Genomic DNA, 18,906 nt, shown 5'->3' with positions numbered 1-18,906 from the left:
ACCCAACGCGACAGTGAAAGTCGAGATGTTTGCATAAGGCAACGAATCAATCTGGCAATTCTTGTTGTTCGATGGCAACGGACTCAGACGCAGCGCCCCAGATCCGCTTGCCGCCCAGGTCGAGCCAGGTCAGGTAGAGCCGCAGGTCGAACTCGAGCTGGTGGTATTGTGGTTCCATCCAGCAGCACAGCTTGTAGAAAGCCTTGTCGTGTTCCTTTTCCTTCAGGTGGGCCAGTTCGTGCACCGCGATCATGCGCAGGAAGGGCAGCGGGGCGTCGCGGAACACGCTGGCGATGCGGATCTCGCGCTTGGCCTTGAGACGATTGCCCTGCACCCGCGAGATCGCCGTGTGCAGCCCGAGCGCGTGCCGTACCACGTGAATCTTGCTGTCGAAAGCAAGCTTCGATACCGGTTCGGCCTGGCGCAGGTAGTCGTCCTTCAGGTCCTGCACGTAGGCGTACAGCGCCTTGTCGGTACGGATGCCGTGCGCCTCGGGATAGCGCTGCAGGAGCACGGTGCCGAGCTGATTGGCGTCGATCAGCTGGCCCACCTGGGCGCGCAGGGTGTCCGGATAGGCGGTGAGGTAGGGAAGCTTGTGCATGGGGCCGCAATGTAACACGGCGCCGGGCGTTCGGGACTTGAGGGGAACACGGCGCCGGGGCGCCGTGGTGTCGATGCATCGTCGGGGGGCTCAGCTTTCCTTTTCGCCCTGGCGGTTGCCCGCATTCTTGGCCGCCGCCGCGGCGGCGCGCTGGGCCGACTGCCGGCTTTCGCCGCCCTTGCGCCCGATGTCGGCCATGTGGGCGCGGTTGCGGCTGACGGCCTCGCCGCCTTTCTGGCCGGCGCGGCGTGCTTCTTCGGAGTCGAACTCGTGTGCGGTGCCTTTCTGGTGCGCCGCCTGTCCACCCTTGCTGGCGATTTCACGCTGCTGGTTCTGGTCCATTGCCGCGAAACCGCGCTTGGCGGGCGCCTGGGTGCTTCCCGCGCCGCCTTTCTGGGCATTGCCCTTGCCGTTCTCTTTACTTGTCGCCATGTCGCTCTCCTTGTGTGCCCTGTAGTGTCGATGTCCGTCGAAACCGGAACCGCGAACGCGTATGGATGCGCTCGTGCCGTTTAGAGAGGAGGCTGGAGCCTTAGTTCCTTCGGCTTGGGACCGGCATCGCGATGCGCGACGCTAGCGCGGCCGCGAGCGCCGCTCGCGCAGCCCGCCGGTCGCCCCTTGCAGCAGGCCGCGCGGCTCGCAGCCGTCGATCGCGGGCGGCGCCGCGGCGAGGTCGGATTCGAGCTGGGCGCGGCGCGCGCGCAGGCTCAGCCCCAGGGAGAGCTGGTCGGCGCCGGCGCGTGCGAGCGCCGGGAACAGGATGTGTTCCTCGAAGGCGACGTGGCGTTCCACTTCGTCGGCCAGCACCGCGACGCTGACGTCGAAGAACTCGTCGTCGGGGAACAGCGAGGCGAGCTGCTCGACCAGTTCGCGCGTGCTGTCGTGCTCCAGGGCCGCGTCTTCGAGCAGGCTGTCGTCGACCGCGCCACGCAGCACCGGGTAGAACAATTCATCTTCGAGCAGGGCATGCAGCACCAGCGCATCGCACAGCTCGTCGACCACGCGGGCGCGCTGCGCTTCGTCCTCGCGGTCGAGCATGGCGAACGCGTGGAACAGGGAGCGAATCTGCGCGTGGTCGGCGCGCAGCTGGGCCAGGATGCCGCCGGGCGGCTCGGCGCTAGTGTGTGACAACTGAACCATGTTCAACTCGCCATGCGATCGGCGCGTCATCGCTTCAAATTGATTTAGACGCGCGCCGCGAGGGAAAAGTTCATTGATTATAGGCCGTGTCCTGCCCGAATCAAGTGGCTCAGGCGTCTGCCACCTTGAGCACCAGCTTGCCCAGGTTCTTACCCTCGAACAGCATCAGGAGCGCATCGGGGAAGTGCTCGAAGCCCTCGACCACGTACTCGATGCTCTTGACGCTGCCTTCCTGCATCCAGCCGGCCAGGGTCGCCACGCCTTCCGCATAGCGCGGCGCGTAGTCGAACACGACCATGCCTTCCATGCGCGCGCGGTTCACCAGCAGCGACAGGTAGTTGGCCGGGCCCTTGACCTGGCTGGTGGCGTTGTACTGCGAGATGGCGCCGCAGATCACGATGCGCGCCTTCAGGTTGATGCGGGTGAGGACCGCGTCCAGGATGTCGCCGCCGACGTTGTCGAAATACACGTCCACGCCCTGCGGGCAGTGTTCCTTCAGGCCCGCGTGCACGGAACCGGCCTTGTAGTCGATGCAGGCGTCGAAGCCGAGCTGCTCGACCACGAAGCGGCATTTATCCTGGCCGCCGGCGATGCCGACCACCCGGCAGCCCATCTTCTTCGCCACCTGGCCGACGGTCATGCCGACCGCGCCGGCCGCGCCCGACACCACCACGGTCTCGCCGGGTTTCGGCTGGCCGATCTCGCGCAGGCCGAAGAAGGCGGTCATGCCCGGCATGCCGAGGGTGTTGAGCCAGGCCGCCGGGGGCGCCACGCGCGGGTCGATCTTCGTGAAGGCGGCGGTTTTGTCGTCCGCCGCGCCGGACCAGTAGCGCTGCACGCCGGTACCGCCTGCCACGTAATCGCCGACCGCGAAGCGTTCCGACCTGGACGCCACGACGATGCCGACGCCGCCGGCACGCATCACCTCGCCGATCGCCACCGGGCGGATGTAGGACTTGCCCTCGTTCATCCAGCCGCGCATGGCAGGGTCGAGCGACAGGTAGAGCACCTTGACGACGATGCCGCCCTCTGCCGCCTCGGGCACGGCTTCTTCGTGGAACTGCCAGTCTTCGTTGCGCGGCAGGCCGAGCGGGCGGGCGGCGAGGCGGAACTGCTGGTTCGGGGGGAATGCATTGGTCATTGCGGTCTCCGGATAATCTTGACAACGTGACTATACCGTCTCTTGTCCACGCCCGTACGGCGCATGCGACAATAGCGGGCTATCCACATCTCACGCATACGATTACCCGCTTATGGCTCTCAAGGCAACCATCTACAAGGCCGACCTGTCGATCGCCGACATGGACCGCAACTACTACGGCGACCACACCCTGACCATCGCCCGCCACCCGTCCGAAACCGACGAGCGCGTGATGATCCGGGTGCTGGCCTTCGCGCTGCACGCCGACCCGGCGCTCGCCTTCACCAAGGACCTGTTCGACGTCGACGAACCGGCACTGTGGCAGAAAGACCTCACCGGCGCCATCGACCTGTGGATCGAAGTCGGCCAGCCGGACGACAAGCGCCTGCTGAAGGCCGCCGGCCGTTCGGAAAAGGTGATCGTGTACAGCTACAGCGCCACCAGCGACATCTGGTTCAAGGGCATCGCCAACAAGATCGAGCGCGCGAAGAACGTCTCGGTGGTGAACATCCCGAACGAGGCCAGCGTCCAGCTCGAGAAGATGGCAAAACGAAACATGCAGCTGCAGTGCACCATCCAGGACGGCCAGGTGTGGCTGACCGACGGCGTCGACACCGTGCTGGTCGAGCGCGAATACCTGCGCGGCGGGCAGTAAAGCTATAATCCTCTTTCACACCCTCACATTCTCCGCCATGAAACGCCAGTTCCTCGCCTTGATTGCCAGCGGCCTGCTGTCCGCTTCCGCATTCGCTCAAGTGACCGTATCCGAACCGTGGATCCGCGCCACCGTCCCGGCACAGAAGGTGACCGGGGCCTTCATGAAGCTGCAGTCGGCGGCGCCCGCGCGCCTGGTCGGCGTGCAGGCCGAGGTGGCCGGCCGCGCCGAGCTGCACGAGATGGCGATGGACGGCCAGACCATGCGCATGCGCCGCGTCGAATCGGTCGAGCTGCCGGCCGGGAAGCCGGTCAACCTGGCCAGCGGCGGCTACCACGTGATGCTGTTCGACCTGAAGCGCCAGGTGAAGGAAGGGGAGAGCGTCGAGCTGACCCTGCAGGTGCAGGATGCGGCCGGCAAGCGCCAGGACGTGAAAGTGAAGGTGCCGGTGAAGCCGCTGAGCCACAGCGCGCACACCGGCCACTGATTCTCGACCGCTTCTCAGCGCGGCGCCGCCGCGATCCGGCGCGCGTCGCCCGAGCCCACGATCGACTTGCTGATGCGCGGATCGCCGTAGTAATTGACGTCGCCCGAGCCGGCGATGGTCATGCTCAGCTCATGGCGCGCCCACACGGTCGCTTCGCCCGAGCCGGCCACGCTGATGCTGGCGCTGTCCGACTGTACCCGGCCCATGTCCACGGTGCCCGAACCGCCGATCGATACCGACAGCTTGCGCGCATTGCCGCCGCCGGCCTTGAAGTCGCCGCTGCCGCCCAGGGTCACCGCCACCGATTCGCTGTCCAGCTTGCGCACATTGATCTCGCCCGAGCCGCCCAGGTCGATGTCCAGGCGCGGCGCGCGCAGGGCGTCGGCATCCACCGAACCCGAACCGCCCAGCGCCAGGCGCTCGATCTGGCGCGCGTTGACGACGATCCTGAGGTTTTTCGTGCGCAGGTTCAGGTTGCGCTTGGTCGGACGGATCTTGAGGGTGCCGTTCTCCACCACGGTCTCGATCAGCGGCAGCACATTGTCGTCGGTCTCGATCGTGACGCCTTCGCTGTCGCCCATGCGCAGCTCGAGCCTGCCCGGCACTTCGAGGGCCAGGCCGGTGAAGTGCGAGACCTGGCGGGCCTGGCGCTTGATGTTGCCGCTGCCCTGCACCTGCTCGCCGCCCCAGGACCAGCTGGTCGCCATGGACGGGGCTGCGGCGCAGGCGAGAGCGGCAGCCAGGACGATGCCGCGCAGTACGGTGGTGGGAAGGGAGGTCTTGTTCATGTTTGTCTCCTTGATGAGTGTCTGTCGATGTTGCCATCCTAGGCATTCGGCCCGTCCGGCGCGCGCCGAATGCGACGAAGCGCACAGTCCACGGACCAGAATGCACGGTGGCGTGACAGGCTGCGCCGCGTTCATGCACGCCGAATAGCTATCCCGAACGCCCGGATTGCACTAAAATCGTGCGCTTTTTGCCCCGGTATCGCCCGGTGGAGGAAGCAATGAACCTGATTCTCTTATTGATGGCCTTCTGTGTCGGCATGGCCATGTCGGTCCAGGCAGCCGTGAATACCCAGCTGGCCGCCTCGATCGGCGCCAATTCCGTGGTCGCCGCCCTGGTGTCCTTCGGCTGCGGCACCATCGTGCTGGCCGGGGTGGCGATCTCGCGCGGCGGGCTGGGGCCGAGCTTCGCGGCCCTGGCCGGCCAGCCGGCCTGGAAGTTCGCCGGCGGTTTCCTGGGTGCGGCCTTCGTGTTCGGCACGGTGTTCCTGGCGCCGCGCATCGGCCTGCTGAGCCTGATCGTGCTGGTGATCGCCGGCCAGTTGCTGACCTCGATGGCGATCGACCATTTCGGCCTCGTCAACATGGCAGTGCGCAAGGTGTCCAACGTCAGGGTCCTGGGGGCCTGCGTGGTGGCCCTGGGGGTGGCGATTACCCTGTTCGGCGACCGGATCGTTGCAAGCTTGTCACGCTGAGCAATTTTCTTTCACTTTTGCAATCTTTCGGCGAGGCATGGTTTTATAATGACCGGCACTATTCACCCTTTCACCGTGCCGGCCAGATGGAACATCACCAGTCCTCGCAGATCCCCACCCTGTCCTACATCGAGAACGAAGACCACCCGGTATTCGGGACCCTGGTCGAGCAGATCCTGCACCTGCTGAATTCGCGGCTGGTGTTCTCGGACATCATCATCCACCAGAACAGCCCCTTGATGCTGCGCCAGCCCAAGGGCCTGGTGGCGGTGACGGATTCGCCGATCACCAAGGAAGAGCTGGAAGAATTCTTCGACGTCATCGAGCCGAACTGGGCCGAGCGCATCGCGCTGCGCGCCTTCGACCGCTCGATCGACCTGCACACGGCGCGCATCCGCGCCAACTGCTTCAGCTTCCAGGGCAAGAAGCGCCTGGGCTGCGTGATCCGCCGCTTCCCGAAGGAGCCGCTGGCGCTGTCCGAGCTGGGCCTGTGGAAGGACGAGCAGGAATTCGCGCGCCTGACCAGCGGCCTGGTACTGATCATCGGCGATACCTGCCAGGGCAAGTCGACCACGATCGCCTCGATGATCGACGAGATCAACAAGCAGCGCTCGGGCCACATCATCACCATCGAAGACCCGGTCGAGACCCTGATCCCGCAGCGCAAGTGCATCGTCACCCAGCGCGAAGTGGGTGTCGACGGCGACGTCGAAAGCTACTACCTGGGTGCGCTGGACGCGCTGCGCGAGCGCCCGGACGTGATCGTGATCGGCGAGATCCGCGACGCCGAGACCGCGCAGGAAGCGCTGGCGCTGGCCGAATCCGGCCCGCTGGTGCTGGCCACGCTGCACGCGCGCTCCACCGAACTGGGCCTGCAGAAGATGCTGCGCCTGCTCGGCAATTCGGAAGCCCAGTCCCAGGCCCTGGCGCACGCGCTGCGCGGCGTGCTGTGCCAGGCGCTGCTGCCCTCGGTCGAAGGCAACCGCTACCACCTCGCCACCGAATGCCTGACACCCAGCAGCACCGTGATGCGCATGCTGGAATCGGGCGACGTGGGCGCCATCCGCGCCCACATGAATGCGGGCCGCGATCCGGGCTGCCACACCATGAACGCTTCGCTCGAAGGGCTGCTGGCGGCGCACAAGGTGCGGGTGGACGATGCGCGCAATGCCACCACCGACCGGGTGGGCTTCGCCGACATGGTCTGAGCCGCCCCGGCGCGGGCATTCGCCCGGCGCCCGCTTCAATGGTGGTAACGGTATTCCTGCGTCAGGCCGCCGTATCCATAGGCGTCCGCGCGCGCATCGATCACGTGGACGTAGCTTTCCTCGTGCAGCTCCCCCAGCAGCCGTTCGAAGCCGGCGTACACCTCGCGGATGTAGGCCGCTTTCTCATCCTTCGTATTGGTTTCGTCGGTGACCCGGATGTCGAGGTAGAAGCTGCTCCTGCCGTGTTCCGTCAGCGGCTTGCCGGCCACCAGCCAGCACGCCGGGTCGACGTAGTCGATCACGATCGCGGTCAGTTCCGGCTTCTTTTTGAGGATGCGCGAGGTCAGGTCGAGCAGCAGGTCGGCGATGGCGCGGGTGCGGGTGGCGTCCGGGCGGCCGGACACTTTCACGGTGAGGATGGGCATGGCGTTCTCCTTGGTTGGTGTCCGCCTACCGTAGGCGCATTGCTGGCGCCGCGCCAATCACGAATGCGCGGCTGCCATCAGCATTCCTGATGCCCCGCAGGCAAAGGTGATTGGACGTGCCCGCAAGCCCCGCCGTACAGTGCCGGCTCGATCTTATCAAGGAGGAGAGCATGGCATATACCGTCAACATCGTGAACGCCTTCACGGATGGCCAGCAGGGCGGCAACCCGGCCGGCGTGGTGCTGGACGCCGACGGCCTGGCGGCGGAGGAAAAGTTGCGTATCGCTAGCCTGGTCGGCCTGTCGGAAACCGCCTTCGTCTCGCGCTCGCAGGTGGCCGGCATCAAGCTGGAATTCTTCACGCCCAGCCGCCAGATCGCGCATTGCGGCCACGCGACGATCGCCACCTTTGCACTACTGGCGCAGCGCGGCCTGGTCGCGGGCCCGGAATCCTCGAAGGAGACCATCGACGGCACCCGCCGCATCGTACTGCGCGACGGCGCGGCCTTCATGGAGCAGCTGGCGCCAAGCTATGTCGATGCGCCGGAATTCCCATCCGGCGTGAGCGTCGGCCGCATCCTGGCCAGCCTGGGACTGCGACCGGATGAGGTCGCCGCGCGGCCCTGCGTGGTCGGCACCGGCAACCGTTTCGTGCTGGTCCACCTGCGCTTGGAAGAGCTGCTGGCCGGCCTGGCGCCGCACATGGGAGAGATTGCCGCCGTCAGCGCCGTCTTCGGCGCGATCGGCTACTACGTGTTCGCCACGACGGACGGGGAGTTCGATGCCACCACCCGCATGTTTGCGCCGCACTACGGCATCGACGAGGAGGCGGCGACGGGCATGGCGGCCGGACCGCTGGCCTGCTATCTGTACGACCGGGCGGGAATCAAGCGCTCCACGCTACTGATCCGGCAGGGCGCCTTCATGCCGGTGCCTTCGCCCTCGCGCATCACGGTCGAGCTGCAGCTGGCGCAGGGGCGGATCACCGGCCTGTACGCGGGTGGCAGCGCGCGGCTGGCCAGCACGGTGACGGTCATGTGACGGGGTCTTGCCAGGCGCGCCGGATGGCCCGCTGCGCCACCCGCAGCAGGCCGGGCTTGGCGGGCGACTGTGCGCTGACGAAGTACATGCCGGCTTCCACCGCAACGCCGTCGAGCGCGCATACGTCGCCTTTCGGGTAGGCCTCGAGCATGTCGCGGCGCACCAGCGACAGGCCGGCTTCCTGCCCCACCAGTTCCAGCAGCAGCTTCTCGTCGTCGGTGCGCAGCGCCGGCGCGAAGCTGCGCTCCTGGCCGGCGAACAGCGCCGTGGTCAGCTTGTGGAAGGAGCAGTCGTCGGAGGTGCCGATCCAGGGCAGGGCGAGGGCGGCTTCCAGGCCGCCGGCTTCGATCCGTTCGCGCCAGGCGGCCGGGTAGCCGATCACGAATTCGACTGGCATCAGGTGCATGGCGTCGACCGCCAGGCCTTCCAGCCTGCCTTCGACGAAACCGGCGTCGAACACCCCGTCCTCGATGTTGTTCAAGACCGCCCCCGAGGTCGCCTGCACCAGCGAGATCGCGACCTGTGGCGCCGCTTCGCGCAGGTGGCGCAGGAAGGCGGGCAGGCGGAGAAAAGCCGGGTCGTTTACGGTGCCGATCACCAGTTCCCCGGCGATCTCGCCGTTGAGGGTGTTGGCCTCGTCGCGGATCGCCTCGACCGCGTGCAGGGCGCGCTTGGCGTGGCCGAACACCGCTTCGCCCGCCGCGGTGAGGCTCATGCCTTTGGCGTGACGGTCGAACAGGCGCACCCGCAATTCCTCTTCGAGCTGCTTGACGTGGGCGCTGATGGCCGGCTGGCTCAGGTGCAGCAGCTCGGCCGCGCGCGCGACGGTGCCGCAGCGGGCGATCGTGACCAATGACTTCAGCTGGTGGATATCCATGGTGGTGCGTTCCGTGTTCGATGTGCCGGCCGCCAGATTCTACACAGGCTGCCCGCATTTTTCCGGCCCTCAGCAATCCTGAGCGCAGGCGGGTAAAAGTGATTGGACCGCGGTGCGGCGGCTTCGTACAGTGCGCTTCTCGTCACCAAGGAAGCAAGATGGCACTCAAACACCTGTTACTCGGCATCCTCGTCACCGCGATCTGGGGCGCCAATTTCTCGGTCATCCGGCTCGGCCTGGCCGACGTCGACCCCTTCGTCCTGGCATGCGCGCGTTTCGCCCTGAGCGCGTTTCCGCTGATCCTGCTGGTGCCGCGTCCCAGGACGCCGCTGTGCTACGTGGCCGGCTACGGCGCGCTGTTCGGCGGCGGGCTGTGGGGGCTGGTCAACCTGGGCATCCATGCGGGCGTGCCGGCCGGGCTGGCTTCGCTGCTGCTGCAAGTGAGCGCCTTCTTCACGATCGGCCTCGCCAGCCTGGTACTGGGCGAACGCATCGGCCGGCAGCAATGGCTCGGCATGGGCGTGGCCGGCCTCGGCCTGGCGCTGATCCTGGTGACCGGCGAGGGCGGCGCGAGCATCGGCGGCATGCTGCTGATCCTGGCGGCGGCCTTTGCCTGGAGCGTCTGCAACGTGATCGTGCGCCGGGCCAGGCCGGCCGACATGTTCGCCTTCCTGGTATGGGGCTGCGCCTTCGCCACCGCAGCGCTGGTCGTGCTGACCCTGTGCGCCAAGGGCACGGCGCCGTTTACCCGCCTGGGCTCGGCGCTGAGTGCGACGGCGATGTTCTCGATCGGCTTCCAGGCCTGGGTGACGACCCTGTTCGGCTACTGGGTCTGGAACTCGCTGATGAAGCGGTATCCGGTCAGCCAGGTCGCGCCGCTGTCGCTGATGGTTCCTGTGGCCGGCCTGCTGACCTCCTGGCTGGTCTACGGCGAGACGATCGGCCCCGTCAAGCTGCTGGCCACGCTGTGCATCCTGTCCGGTATTGCGGTGATGTTCCTTGGCGCGCGCCTGGTGTTCTGGCGCCGTGCGCAAGCCGGCTGCGCGCGCTAGCCGCAGCCTGGCGGGCTTCATTTCGGGCCGAAGCCGAGCAATTTGCCATCCTTGTCGACGTCGAAACCCCAGGTTTGTGCACGCTTGCCGTGGCGCGCCCGGTAGATGCGGCGCATGCCGCCATCCTTCGGGCTTTCGGCCAGCAGCACGAACTCGTCGACCGCCGCCAGGGAGCGCACGAAGGGTAGCAGGAAGTCCTTGAACGCCGGGACGAAGTCCTTGCGCGCCCGCTCGCTGAAATGCTCCTCGCCGACCTTGCCGGCGGCGGCTTCCGCAAGGGTCCTGCGCAGCAGGGCGCTGAGCTCGGGGCGGCTGTCGGCGATCCCCGCCGGCATCACGACCGGCGGCGGCGGGTAGAACAGTTCGGACACCCCCTGCGCGAGATAGGGATAGAGCTTCTTCCCATTGGTCAGCACGACAAAGCTGGCGCGCTCCCTGGGGAAGTGCAGGATGTCCGACAGGGCTGGTCCGCCGGAGTGGCCGACCGCCGTCCTGCCGTTCACGTCGCGCACCGTCCAGCCCAGCGCGAAGCCGTTCGCCTCGCCGTTGCCCAGCCGGGACGGCGTCCACATGGCCTCGAGGCTCGGCCGGCGTAAAAAGCTGCCCTTGTCGAGCGCGACCGCCACCTTCGCCAGGTCCTGCGCCGATGCCAGCAGGCCGCCGGCGACGTAGCCGAGCGGGCTGAAATGGAAGCGGAATTCCCGGTGGCGGCCCTCGCTCCAGTCGTACACGCCGGCGCGCTTCGGCACGAGGTCCAGGCTGCGCATGTCCGGGTCGCCGCTGCTGTAGTCGAAATCGGCGCGCAGTCCGAGCGGGCCCGTGACATAGTGTTTCAGGGCCTGGGGGTAGGGCATGCCGGCGGCGCTCTCGATCGCCCTGGCCAGGACCGTGTATCCGGCGATCCCGTAGCTGGCCGACGCGCCCGGCGCGTGCGCGAGGGGCAGGGCGGCGGCCGCCGCGACGTAGTCGTCGAGCGTGGCGTTCGGGTCCACCTTGACCTGATCGGGAATGCCCGCGGAATGGTCCGCCAGCTGGCGCAGCGTGATCGGGCGGCACGCCTGCGGGGCATTCGGCAGGTATTTGGCGACGCTGTCGTCCAGCGACAGCCGGCCCGCCTCCTGCAGGCGCATCAGCAGCAGGCCGGTGAACGGCTTGGTGGACGAGGCCAGCTGGAAGGCGGTGTCCGGCGTGACCTTTTGCTGCCACTCCAGGTTGGCCAGGCCGTAGGTCCCGAGCTTGACGATCTTGCCGTCGCGGACGATCGCCACCGCGGCGCCCGGCACATGGTTGAGCGCCATCTGCCTGCGCATGTAGTCGTCGACCCGGTCGGCATGGGAAGGGGCCGCGATCGCAAGGAGGATGGCGGCGAGGAAGGGGTACAGGAGGGAGTGCACGCGCAGGGAGGTGTCCATGAGGCCTGATCTTAGGCCTAATCCCCGCCCCGCGAAAGATGTTGGCCCCGCTTACCCCACGCAGGGGGGAAGCGGGGCCGGCGCTGAGTGAATCAGCCGGCGCTTCCGACCAGCGGGACCACACCGAAGACCAGGGCCGCCGCCAGCATCACCAGGGAGGCCGTGATCGACCAGATCAGCGTGAAGCGCTGGTGGTCGCCAAACTCGATTTTCGCCATGCCGACCAGCAGGTAGGTCGAAGCCACCAATGGGCTGAGCAGGTGGACCGGCTGGCCGATCAGCGAGGCACGGCCGATCTCCGCGGCGCTGATGCCGTACACCGCGGCGGCCTTGGCGAGGATCGGCACGATGCCGAAGTAGAAGGCGTCGTTCGAGATGAAGAAGGTGAACGGGATGCTCAGCAGGCCGGTCACGACCGCGAGATAGGGCCCCATCCATTCCGGCACGGCGGCGATGACGCTGAGGGCGATCGCATCGACCAGCTTGGTGCCTTGCAGGATGCCGACGAAAATGCCGGCGGCGAAGATCAGCGACACCACCGGCAGCACGTTGACCGCATGGTGGGCGAGGCGCTCCTTCTGCTCTTCCAGCCCGGGGTAGTTGACCATGATCGCGATCGCGAAGAAGATCATGAACAGCACCGGCAGCGGCAGGGCGCCCATCACCAGCAGTGCCAGCAGGGTGAGCGTGAGCAGGGCGTTCACCCAGATCAGCTTGGGGCGTGCAATGGCCGGATCGGAGACGGCGACATCCGGTTCCATGTCGCCGCCATCGGTGCAAACGCTGGCGCCGGCGTGGCCGCTCACGGCCGCATGCGCGATCCACTGGCCGGTGGTCCCGTCCATCGCGCCGGCGGCGGCCATCCCGGCGCGGGCGGGCTGCAGCACGCTGACGTTCGAGGCCTGTTTGATGCTCGCCTGCGCAGCCAGCTGCACCATGCCGATGCGCTTGCGTTCCTTCTTGCCCAGCACGTAGGCGACGAACAGCACCCAGGCGACACCGGCCAGCATCGGCAGCACCATCGGCACGAAGATGTCGTGCACGTCCACGCCGAGTGCGCTGGCGGCGCGCGCCGTCGGTCCGCCCCAGGGCAGGATGTTGAAGACGCCGCCGGCCAGCATGATGACGCAGGCCAGCACCAGCTGGCTCATGCCGAGGCGCCGGTACAGGGGCAGCATGGCCGCGACCGTGATCATGTAGGTGGTGGCGCCGTCGCCGTCGAGCGAGACCAGCATCGCCAGCGCCGCCGTGCCGACCACGATCTTGACCGGGTCGCCGCGCACCACTTTCACGATGCGCCGGATGACCGGGTCGAACAGGCCGGCATCGATCATGACGCCGAAGTAGAGGATCGCGAACATCAGCATGACGCCGGTCGGCGCCAGGTTCTTGATCCCGGTGAGCATCATGGGCCCGAGCTCCGGGCCGAAGCCGCCGATCAGCCCGAAGGCGATCGGCACCACGATCAGCGCGACCATGGCGGGCAGGCGCTTGGTCATGATCAGGAACATGAAAACGATGATCATCGAGTAAGCCAGGATGGTCAGCATGAAATTCTCCTCACGGGTGTCTCCGCATCTTGTCGTTATGTGCCGCCTGAATGACAGCCATGCGCCAACTATATGCGGCGTGGGCTTTCAGTTAGCTTTCAGGACGCGGGCGCATGCGGGTGGAGACCAGCGGGAAACCGTACATTGACATTGAGGCCGCGGCCGTCCTCGCCCGGGCCCAGCGCCAGGACGGCGCCGTGCATGGCGGCGATGTCGCGCACGATGGCCAGTCCCAGGCCGGTGCCGCCGGGATTGGCTTCGAGCGTCGCCTGGGCGCGATAGAAAGGGGTGAATACCTTGTCGTGTTCCTCCGGCGGGATGCCGGGACCGCTGTCGAGCACTTCCAGCAGGACCCCGTCCGCGCGCCGTCCGACGCGCAGCTGCACCTTGCCGCCCGCCGGGGTGTAGCGGATCGCGTTGTCGGCCAGGTTGGCCACCAGTTCGTGCAGCAGCAGGGCGTCGCCCGTCACCGTCGTATCCTCGCCGTCGACGACGTCCAGCGCCAGGTCGATCCCTTTCTGCACCGCGCCCAGGGCCAGCTCGAGGCCCACCTGGCCCGCCACGGCCGACAGCGGGACCGGATTGGCGGCCAGCCGCCCGCCGCCATGCTCGATGCGCGCCAGCGTCAGCAGCCGGTTGGCCAGGTGGATGGCGGAATCGGTGGTGCCGGCGACCGAGCGCACGATCTCGCGCATGGCGGCCGGATCGTCCTCGCGCAGGGCCAGCTCGGCCTGGGTCTTGAGCACGGCCAGCGGGGTGCGCAGCTGGTGCGAGGCGTCGGCGATGAAGCGGCGCTGGCTGGCAACCAGGTCCTGCATGCGCGTCATGGCGCCGTTCATGGCCAGTACCAGCGGCCGCACTTCCTTGTGCACCAGGTCGGGGTCGACGTCGGAGAGGTCGGACAGGGCGCGCGTCTCGACCTCGTGCTTCAGGTCCATCAGGGGCCGCAACACCAGGCGCACGGCGAACCACACCAGGGTCGCCACCGCCAGCACCAGCAAGGCCTGGCGCAGCAGGGTGTTCAGCAGGATGCGGCGCGACAGGGCGCGGCGCGCATCCAGGGTCTCGCCGACCTGGATCAGGGCGATGCCGCGCATGCTGTCGTCGAACACCGGCTGCAGCAGGGCCGCGATGCGCACCGGCTCGCCGTTGTACTGCGCATGGTAGAAGCGCACCAGGGCCGGATACAGGTCCGAGCGCGGCACGTCCTTCGGCACCGCCGGCAGGTCGCCGAAGCCGGATACGGTCTCGCCGCGCAGCCCCGTCACCTTGTAGTAGATGCGGCCCAGGGTGTCGGTCTCGAAGCTGTCCAGGGCCACGTAGGGCACGTCGGCCACCACCTTGCCGTCGCGGACCGAGACCCGCTCGGCCAGCGCGCGCGTCGACGCCAGCAGCGAGCGGTCGTAGGCGATGTCGGCGGCTTCCAGCGCATCGCCGTACAGCGACACCGCGTTCAGCCCGACCAGCACGACCAGGGGCAGGATCAGCCAGCGCAGCAGCTGGTTGCGCAGGCTGCCGCGCGGCTTGGCGGCCTTCAGTGCCATGGCGGGACCAGGCTCAAGACTGGCGTTCCTGCAGCAGGTAGCCGATGCCGCGCAGGGTGACGATGGCGGCATTGCCCTCGGGCTGGCGCTCGAGCTTCTTGCGGATGCGGTGGATGTAGAGTTCGATGGCGTCGAGGTTGGCGTCGTCGACCAGCGCGAACACTTCGTCGAACAGCTTTTCCTTCGACAGTGCGCGCCCCGGGCGTGCGATCAGCGCTTCCAGCACCGCATGCTCGCGCGGCGTCAGGGCCAGCGCCTCGCCGCAGTAGTGGAACATGCGCGTGACCGTGTCGAAGCTGAGCTGGCCGCAGCGCTGCACCAGGGCCTCGTTGCCGCCGCTGCGCCGGCGCAGCAGCGCCTTCACGCGCGCCTCGAGTTCGGCCAGCTCGAAAGGCTTGGCCAGGTAATCGTCGGCGCCCAGGTTCAGTCCTTGCACCTTTTCTTCCAGGCCGCCGCGCGCGGTCAGGATCAGCACCGGCGTGCCGCCGCGCGTGCCGCCCCGGGCGCGCAGGCGGCGCAGCACGTCCAGGCCGTCCATGCGGGGCAGGGTCAGGTCCAGGATCACCAGCGCATAGTCCTGGGTATGGAGCAGGGCATCGGCGTCGGCGCCGGTCGCCGCGCACTCGACGGTGAGCCTGGCGTCGCGCAGCGCCTTGGCTACCCAGTGCGACAGTTCGGCGTGGTCTTCGACTAGCAGGATTCTCATCGCGCCAGTGTAAGCCCAAACCCGGCGCCGCGAAAAGGCCGAACGCGACGGGTTTTTTTTTGCGGCCGGTTGAAAGCTGATTGAAAGCTTGGCCCGTTTACAGTGGGCCAAAACAAGGTCGTATACAAGATCAACGGAGACAAGATGAAGCAGTCGGCCCTCGCGCTCGCCGTCCCGGCAGCGCTTTCCCTTTCGAATTTCCTCTTTGAGCGGAGCGCGACGCTGCGGGCTATCATGGGTGCATGAAGATGCTGCGCACCCTGTCGTCCTTGCTGCTGCCGGCCTGGCTGGCGCTGGCCGGCTTTGCCGTCGCCGCCGGACAGCCCCCCGAAGCCGAATGCCTGGTGCCGTCCAAGCCGGGCGGCGCGATGCACGTGACCTGCAAGCTGGCGCAGCTCGGCCTGCGCGACCAGCCCGGCGTGCCGCGGCTGAAACTCAGCTACATGCCGGGCGGCGTCGGCGCGGTTGCGTGGCATACCCTGGGCTCGCAGCGCCGCGCCGAGCCGAACACCCTGGTCGCGTTTTCCGGCGGCTCGGTTCTCAACCTCGCACGTGGCAAATTCGGCAAGGCCAGCGCCGACGACGTGCGCTGGGTGGCGGCCTTCGGGACGGACTACGGCATGGTCGCCGTTCCCGCCGGCTCGCCTTACAAGACCCTGGGCGAGCTGCTGCAGGCCCTGCGGCGCGACCCCCGCCGGGTCTTGGTGGGCATGTCGGGCACCATCGGCAGCCAGGATTGGATGAAGATGGCGTTATTGGTCAGCAAGGCCGGCGTCGACCCGCGCAAGATGCGTTTCGTCGCGCTGGAAGGCGGCGGCGAGCAGTTCGTTGCGATGCAGGCCGGGCACGTACAGGCGATTTCGGGCGACGCGTCGGAAGCCCTGCTGTACGAGGGCCGCGGCACGATGCGGGTGCTGGCGGTGCTGTCGGAGCATCGGCTGCCCGGGCCGCTGGCCAAGGTGCCGACGGCGCGCGAGCAGGGCTATGACGTGGTGTGGCCGGTGATTCGCGGGGTGTGGATGGGACCGGGGGTGAGCGATGCGGACTACCGGCGCTGGGTTGATGCGTTTGCCGGCATGGAAGCGAATCCCGAGTTCGCCCGCATGCGGGCGGAAGCGGGGCTGTATCCGTTTTCGCGGACCGGCGAGGCATTGACGCAGTACATCAGGGAGTCGATTGCCGATTACAACCGACGGGCCGCGCAGTTCAAGCTGGTGCGCGAGCGCTAGGCTGCCGATCGAGACTGCTCGAGCAGCCGTGACTGCAGCGCCAGAACAGGCATCGGGCGCCCCAGCAAATATCCTTGCGCGTATTCACAACCAGCCTGGCGCAGCCACTCCAGTTGCGCGCCATTCTCTACCCCTTCCGCCACCACGGTCAGGCCGAAGTCATGTGCCAGGCCGATGACGGCACTCACCAGCCTTTGGCCCGCCTCGGGGAGTGGTCGCACGAAACTGCGGTCTACCTTGAGGCTGTTGATCGGAAAGGACTGCAGGTAGGACAGCGAAGAATAGCCGGTGCCGAAGTCATCCATCGAAAGACGGACACCCATCGCGCGCATCGCGTGCATGAAGGTGATGGCGGCGCCGCGATCCTGCATCACCATGCTCTCGGTCAGCTCCAGTTCGAGCGAGGTCGGAGGAAGGCCGGTGCGCTCCAGGATCCGCTCCACCTTGCTTGCGAAATTGCATTCCCGGAACTGGCGCGCCGAGACGTTCACCGCCACGTGCAGCGGGCAGTCGACTTTTTTCCGCAGGGCCACGACGTCGGCGCAGGCGCGTTCCAGGACCCATTCGCCGATCTCGACGATCAACCCTGATTCCTCGGCGATAGGGATGAATTCGTCCGGCGGGACGAAGCCATGCTCGGGGTGCATCCAGCGCAGCAGCGCTTCCACGCCGATGATCTGTCTGCTTGCGCAGTCGAACTGGGGCTGGTAAAACACGGCCAGTCCCTCGTCCTTCAAGGCGCGCTGCAGGTCGCGCTCCAGTTGGGCGCGGCGCTGGGTGCTATGCATCATGGCAGACTGAAATTCGCTGACGCGGTTGCGCCCACTTTCCTTGGCATGGTACAGGGCGGCATCAGCGTTACGCATGAATTCTTCCGCGCTCGCTGCATCGTCCGGAAACAGGCAGGTACCGATGCTGGCTGTCACGGTCGCCTCCATGGCGTCCAGCTGGACCGGCCGGCGCAAGCAGTCCTTGAACGCGGCCGCGATGTCGGCCAGTTGGGCGTGCGACGCAAGCGGCCGGGCGATGACGATGAATTCGTCGCCGCCGAAGCGGCAGACCAGGTCGCCATCGCGCGCCGCCACGCGCAGACGGGCGCTGACCTGGCACAGCAGCTGGTCGCCGGCGGCGTGGCCGGCACTGTCGTTGATCAGCTTGAAGTTGTCGAGGTCGATCAGCATCAGGCCCACGCGCTCGCCGCGCGCCCGGGCATGCAGCAGGGCTGCGTCGAGCTCTTCCTGCCCTCGTCGCCGGTTGGGCAGGCCGGTCACCGGATCGGTATAGGCGAGATAGGCAAGTTCGGCTTCGGCGCGCGCGACGCGCTGGCGGCTGCGGCGCGACAACAGGGTACTGGCCAGCAGGGCACCGACCGAGGACAGGCCGAACAGGGCCGCATGGTTGCGCAGCGCGGTCGCAATGGCGCCGGTGTCGGCGCGCAGCAGCACGCTGCCGACGGTGCGGTCGCGGTGGACAATCGGGCGTCGGATCGTGGCCGTGCCTTGCCATCCGGGCACCAGCCGCGCCAGCGCGCCGGATGCCAGCGGGCTGCGACGGAAGGCGGCAAACTCGCGTCCGGACTCATCGTGTACGACCGCCTCGACCAGGAGTGGGTCAGCCAGGAATGCATGCAGGACATCGTTGGCATCCTCGCGGTCGCCGAACATCAAGGGCGCGGAGATATTCTCCCCGAGCACCTTGGCGTGGATCTCGAGGTCCGCTTGCAGGCCCTGGCGCAAGGTGACGAACTGATACGACAACAGCAGCCCGCCGAGAACGATGAAGCCGACCACGGCGGCGAGCAACTGTCCGGTGCCGAGCATGCGCGCGATGCCGGGCACGCGGGGGATGAATGCATTGTTCATAGCACGTTCCTGGCGAGCCGCAACAGTTTGGAACTCATCCGCAGGCCGGCACGTTCCGTCTCGTGCGTATCGATGTCGAAACGCAGCTGCTCGTCGTCGTCGACCAGCGTGATCGCGGAGGGCGAGGCGCCTGGACGCGCGCCGTCGCGCACCACCAGCACGCCAGGGCCGGCCTGGGTCTCGGCGGTACGTCCGAGCACCAGGATGTCGCAGCCCAGGCCGCCTTGACGTCCGGTGGCGTCCGTCAGGCGCCAGGCGCGCCCGCCGACCTGGCGTCCGTTGTAGGCCTGCAGCGCCTGCCACAGCACGCCGGCGCGCTCGGCGCACACCTCCAGCGGAAGGCGGGCGCGCTCGCCGGGCCAGGCGGTGAACTGGGCAAAGTTGTAGATGTAGGCGGCCTTCAGTTCGACATCGCGCACCTCGGCGCGGCAGGGAAGGACGGCTAGCAGGAGGCTGCCGAATGTCGTGCCGGCGAGGCGGGCGGAGCGGGACAGCAT

At 67.4% G+C, this 18,906-nt stretch carries 20 protein-coding genes; 7 read left to right on the top strand and 13 right to left on the bottom strand.

The genetic code is table 11. The features are described 5' to 3' along the window. Nucleotides 1-46 precede the first annotated feature (46 nt). The 4 genes from AC56LK_RS11935 to AC56LK_RS11920 all read right to left on the bottom strand — a co-directional run bounded on the left by AC56LK_RS11935 (nt 47) and on the right by AC56LK_RS11920 (nt 2,882). Nucleotides 47-601 carry a YgjP-like metallopeptidase domain-containing protein gene (locus tag AC56LK_RS11935; RefSeq protein WP_497184729.1) on the bottom strand — a complete coding sequence of 185 codons (555 nt, stop codon included), beginning with the start codon at nt 599-601 and terminating at the stop codon, nt 47-49. A gap of 90 nt (nt 602-691) precedes the next feature. Beyond that, entirely contained in the window at nt 692-1,033 is a 342-nt protein-coding gene (locus AC56LK_RS11930) for a KGG domain-containing protein (RefSeq protein ID WP_497184728.1), read from the bottom strand. Nucleotides 1,034-1,174: 141 nt separating this feature from the next. Further along, the gene (locus tag AC56LK_RS11925; protein ID WP_497184727.1) at nt 1,175-1,741 is read right to left on the bottom strand and encodes a hemerythrin domain-containing protein; all 567 of its coding nucleotides are present in this window, start codon (nt 1,739-1,741) and stop codon (nt 1,175-1,177) included. A 109-nt stretch (nt 1,742-1,850) separates the two neighbouring features. Then, the gene (locus AC56LK_RS11920; protein WP_497184726.1) at nt 1,851-2,882 is read right to left on the bottom strand and encodes an NADP-dependent oxidoreductase; all 1,032 of its coding nucleotides are present in this window, start codon (nt 2,880-2,882) and stop codon (nt 1,851-1,853) included. Nucleotides 2,883-2,994: 112 nt separating this feature from the next. Here AC56LK_RS11920 and AC56LK_RS11915 point away from each other — a divergent pair, with 112 nt between their 5' ends. Both AC56LK_RS11915 and AC56LK_RS11910 read left to right on the top strand, forming a co-directional pair. Further along, nucleotides 2,995-3,537 (top strand): YaeQ family protein, encoded by a 543-nt coding sequence (locus AC56LK_RS11915; protein WP_497184725.1) that lies wholly within the window; start codon nt 2,995-2,997, stop codon nt 3,535-3,537. A gap of 37 nt (nt 3,538-3,574) precedes the next feature. Next, nucleotides 3,575-4,024, top strand: a complete 450-nt coding sequence (locus tag AC56LK_RS11910; RefSeq protein ID WP_497184724.1) for a copper chaperone PCu(A)C — start codon at nt 3,575-3,577, stop codon at nt 4,022-4,024. Nucleotides 4,025-4,038: 14 nt separating this feature from the next. On the opposite strand, the gene AC56LK_RS11905 is transcribed toward AC56LK_RS11910, so the two are convergent. Then, nucleotides 4,039-4,812 (bottom strand): head GIN domain-containing protein, encoded by a 774-nt coding sequence (locus AC56LK_RS11905; protein WP_497184723.1) that lies wholly within the window; start codon nt 4,810-4,812, stop codon nt 4,039-4,041. A gap of 218 nt (nt 4,813-5,030) precedes the next feature. On the opposite strand from AC56LK_RS11905, the gene AC56LK_RS11900 reads away from it, so the two are divergent. After that, nucleotides 5,031-5,504 (top strand): DMT family transporter, encoded by a 474-nt coding sequence (locus AC56LK_RS11900; protein WP_497184722.1) that lies wholly within the window; start codon nt 5,031-5,033, stop codon nt 5,502-5,504. Between the two features lie 86 nt (nt 5,505-5,590). Continuing rightward, nucleotides 5,591-6,712 (top strand): type IV pilus twitching motility protein PilT, encoded by a 1,122-nt coding sequence (locus AC56LK_RS11895; protein ID WP_497184721.1) that lies wholly within the window; start codon nt 5,591-5,593, stop codon nt 6,710-6,712. 35 nt (nt 6,713-6,747) lie between these two features. Here AC56LK_RS11895 and AC56LK_RS11890 read toward each other — a convergent pair whose 3' ends face one another. Beyond that, nucleotides 6,748-7,137 carry a tautomerase family protein gene (locus AC56LK_RS11890; RefSeq protein ID WP_497184720.1) on the bottom strand — a complete coding sequence of 130 codons (390 nt, stop codon included), beginning with the start codon at nt 7,135-7,137 and terminating at the stop codon, nt 6,748-6,750. Nucleotides 7,138-7,307: 170 nt separating this feature from the next. Here AC56LK_RS11890 and AC56LK_RS11885 point away from each other — a divergent pair, with 170 nt between their 5' ends. Next, complete coding sequence (locus AC56LK_RS11885) at nt 7,308-8,177, top strand: PhzF family phenazine biosynthesis protein (protein ID WP_497184719.1); 870 nt, start codon at nt 7,308-7,310, stop codon at nt 8,175-8,177. Here the strand turns inward: AC56LK_RS11885 and AC56LK_RS11880 are convergent. Continuing rightward, nucleotides 8,170-9,054, bottom strand: a complete 885-nt coding sequence (locus tag AC56LK_RS11880; RefSeq protein ID WP_497184718.1) for a LysR family transcriptional regulator — start codon at nt 9,052-9,054, stop codon at nt 8,170-8,172. The two genes, AC56LK_RS11885 and AC56LK_RS11880, sit on opposite strands and share 8 nt — an antisense overlap. A 158-nt stretch (nt 9,055-9,212) precedes the next feature. On the opposite strand from AC56LK_RS11880, the gene AC56LK_RS11875 reads away from it, so the two are divergent. After that, nucleotides 9,213-10,106 (top strand): EamA family transporter, encoded by an 894-nt coding sequence (locus AC56LK_RS11875; protein ID WP_497184717.1) that lies wholly within the window; start codon nt 9,213-9,215, stop codon nt 10,104-10,106. 17 nt (nt 10,107-10,123) lie between these two features. Here the strand turns inward: AC56LK_RS11875 and AC56LK_RS11870 are convergent, their stop codons facing one another. The 4 genes from AC56LK_RS11870 to AC56LK_RS11855 all read right to left on the bottom strand — a co-directional run bounded on the left by AC56LK_RS11870 (nt 10,124) and on the right by AC56LK_RS11855 (nt 15,318). Then, entirely contained in the window at nt 10,124-11,518 is a 1,395-nt protein-coding gene (locus AC56LK_RS11870) for a serine hydrolase domain-containing protein (RefSeq protein ID WP_497184716.1), read from the bottom strand. A 92-nt stretch (nt 11,519-11,610) separates the two neighbouring features. Continuing rightward, nucleotides 11,611-13,068, bottom strand: coding sequence for a CitMHS family transporter (locus AC56LK_RS11865; protein WP_497184715.1), 1,458 nt, complete (start codon nt 13,066-13,068; stop codon nt 11,611-11,613). Between the two features lie 98 nt (nt 13,069-13,166). Then, entirely contained in the window at nt 13,167-14,612 is a 1,446-nt protein-coding gene (locus AC56LK_RS11860; RefSeq protein ID WP_497184714.1) for a sensor histidine kinase, read from the bottom strand. A 13-nt stretch (nt 14,613-14,625) separates the two neighbouring features. Then, nucleotides 14,626-15,318, bottom strand: a complete 693-nt coding sequence (locus AC56LK_RS11855) for a response regulator (protein ID WP_497184713.1) — start codon at nt 15,316-15,318, stop codon at nt 14,626-14,628. A gap of 242 nt (nt 15,319-15,560) precedes the next feature. Here AC56LK_RS11855 and AC56LK_RS11850 point away from each other — a divergent pair, with 242 nt between their 5' ends. Then, nucleotides 15,561-16,547: a tripartite tricarboxylate transporter substrate binding protein gene (locus tag AC56LK_RS11850; protein WP_497184712.1), complete on the top strand. Its 987-nt coding sequence runs from the start codon at nt 15,561-15,563 to the stop codon at nt 16,545-16,547. Here AC56LK_RS11850 and AC56LK_RS11845 read toward each other — a convergent pair. Both AC56LK_RS11845 and AC56LK_RS11840 read right to left on the bottom strand, forming a co-directional pair. Continuing rightward, on the bottom strand, nt 16,544-18,409 hold the full coding sequence (locus AC56LK_RS11845) for a putative bifunctional diguanylate cyclase/phosphodiesterase (RefSeq protein ID WP_497184711.1): 1,866 nt from the start codon (nt 18,407-18,409) through the stop codon (nt 16,544-16,546). The two genes, AC56LK_RS11850 and AC56LK_RS11845, sit on opposite strands and share 4 nt — an antisense overlap. Next, entirely contained in the window at nt 18,406-18,906 is a 501-nt protein-coding gene (locus AC56LK_RS11840) for a YfiR family protein (protein ID WP_497184710.1), read from the bottom strand. Before AC56LK_RS11840 ends, AC56LK_RS11845 begins: the two co-directional genes overlap by 4 nt.

The organism is Telluria sp. ZB4P36, assembly GCF_059685865.1.
Note: the sequence above shows the minus strand (reverse complement) of the source record. Positions and strands in the feature narration are given on the sequence as shown.

Bases quoted from the DNA above. Each gene is read 5' to 3' on its own strand.
- AC56LK_RS11860 (WP_497184714.1), bottom strand. From the start codon at position 14,612: ATGGCACTGAAGGCCGCCAAGCCGCGCGGCAGCCTGCGCAACCAGCTG.
- AC56LK_RS11855 (WP_497184713.1), bottom strand. From the start codon at position 15,318: ATGAGAATCCTGCTAGTCGAAGACCACGCCGAACTGTCGCACTGGGTA.
- AC56LK_RS11920 (WP_497184726.1), bottom strand. From the start codon at position 2,882: ATGACCAATGCATTCCCCCCGAACCAGCAGTTCCGCCTCGCCGCCCGC.
- AC56LK_RS11915 (WP_497184725.1), top strand. From the start codon at position 2,995: ATGGCTCTCAAGGCAACCATCTACAAGGCCGACCTGTCGATCGCCGAC.
- AC56LK_RS11895 (WP_497184721.1), top strand. From the start codon at position 5,591: ATGGAACATCACCAGTCCTCGCAGATCCCCACCCTGTCCTACATCGAG.
- AC56LK_RS11845 (WP_497184711.1), bottom strand. From the start codon at position 18,409: ATGAACAATGCATTCATCCCCCGCGTGCCCGGCATCGCGCGCATGCTC.
- AC56LK_RS11865 (WP_497184715.1), bottom strand. From the start codon at position 13,068: ATGCTGACCATCCTGGCTTACTCGATGATCATCGTTTTCATGTTCCTG.
- AC56LK_RS11870 (WP_497184716.1), bottom strand. From the start codon at position 11,518: ATGGACACCTCCCTGCGCGTGCACTCCCTCCTGTACCCCTTCCTCGCC.
- AC56LK_RS11880 (WP_497184718.1), bottom strand. From the start codon at position 9,054: ATGGATATCCACCAGCTGAAGTCATTGGTCACGATCGCCCGCTGCGGC.
- AC56LK_RS11910 (WP_497184724.1), top strand. From the start codon at position 3,575: ATGAAACGCCAGTTCCTCGCCTTGATTGCCAGCGGCCTGCTGTCCGCT.
- AC56LK_RS11840 (WP_497184710.1), bottom strand. From the start codon at position 18,906: ATGCTGTCCCGCTCCGCCCGCCTCGCCGGCACGACATTCGGCAGCCTC.
- AC56LK_RS11900 (WP_497184722.1), top strand. From the start codon at position 5,031: ATGAACCTGATTCTCTTATTGATGGCCTTCTGTGTCGGCATGGCCATG.
- AC56LK_RS11930 (WP_497184728.1), bottom strand. From the start codon at position 1,033: ATGGCGACAAGTAAAGAGAACGGCAAGGGCAATGCCCAGAAAGGCGGC.
- AC56LK_RS11935 (WP_497184729.1), bottom strand. From the start codon at position 601: ATGCACAAGCTTCCCTACCTCACCGCCTATCCGGACACCCTGCGCGCC.
- AC56LK_RS11875 (WP_497184717.1), top strand. From the start codon at position 9,213: ATGGCACTCAAACACCTGTTACTCGGCATCCTCGTCACCGCGATCTGG.
- AC56LK_RS11890 (WP_497184720.1), bottom strand. From the start codon at position 7,137: ATGCCCATCCTCACCGTGAAAGTGTCCGGCCGCCCGGACGCCACCCGC.
- AC56LK_RS11925 (WP_497184727.1), bottom strand. From the start codon at position 1,741: ATGGTTCAGTTGTCACACACTAGCGCCGAGCCGCCCGGCGGCATCCTG.
- AC56LK_RS11905 (WP_497184723.1), bottom strand. From the start codon at position 4,812: ATGAACAAGACCTCCCTTCCCACCACCGTACTGCGCGGCATCGTCCTG.
- AC56LK_RS11885 (WP_497184719.1), top strand. From the start codon at position 7,308: ATGGCATATACCGTCAACATCGTGAACGCCTTCACGGATGGCCAGCAG.
- AC56LK_RS11850 (WP_497184712.1), top strand. From the start codon at position 15,561: ATGAAGATGCTGCGCACCCTGTCGTCCTTGCTGCTGCCGGCCTGGCTG.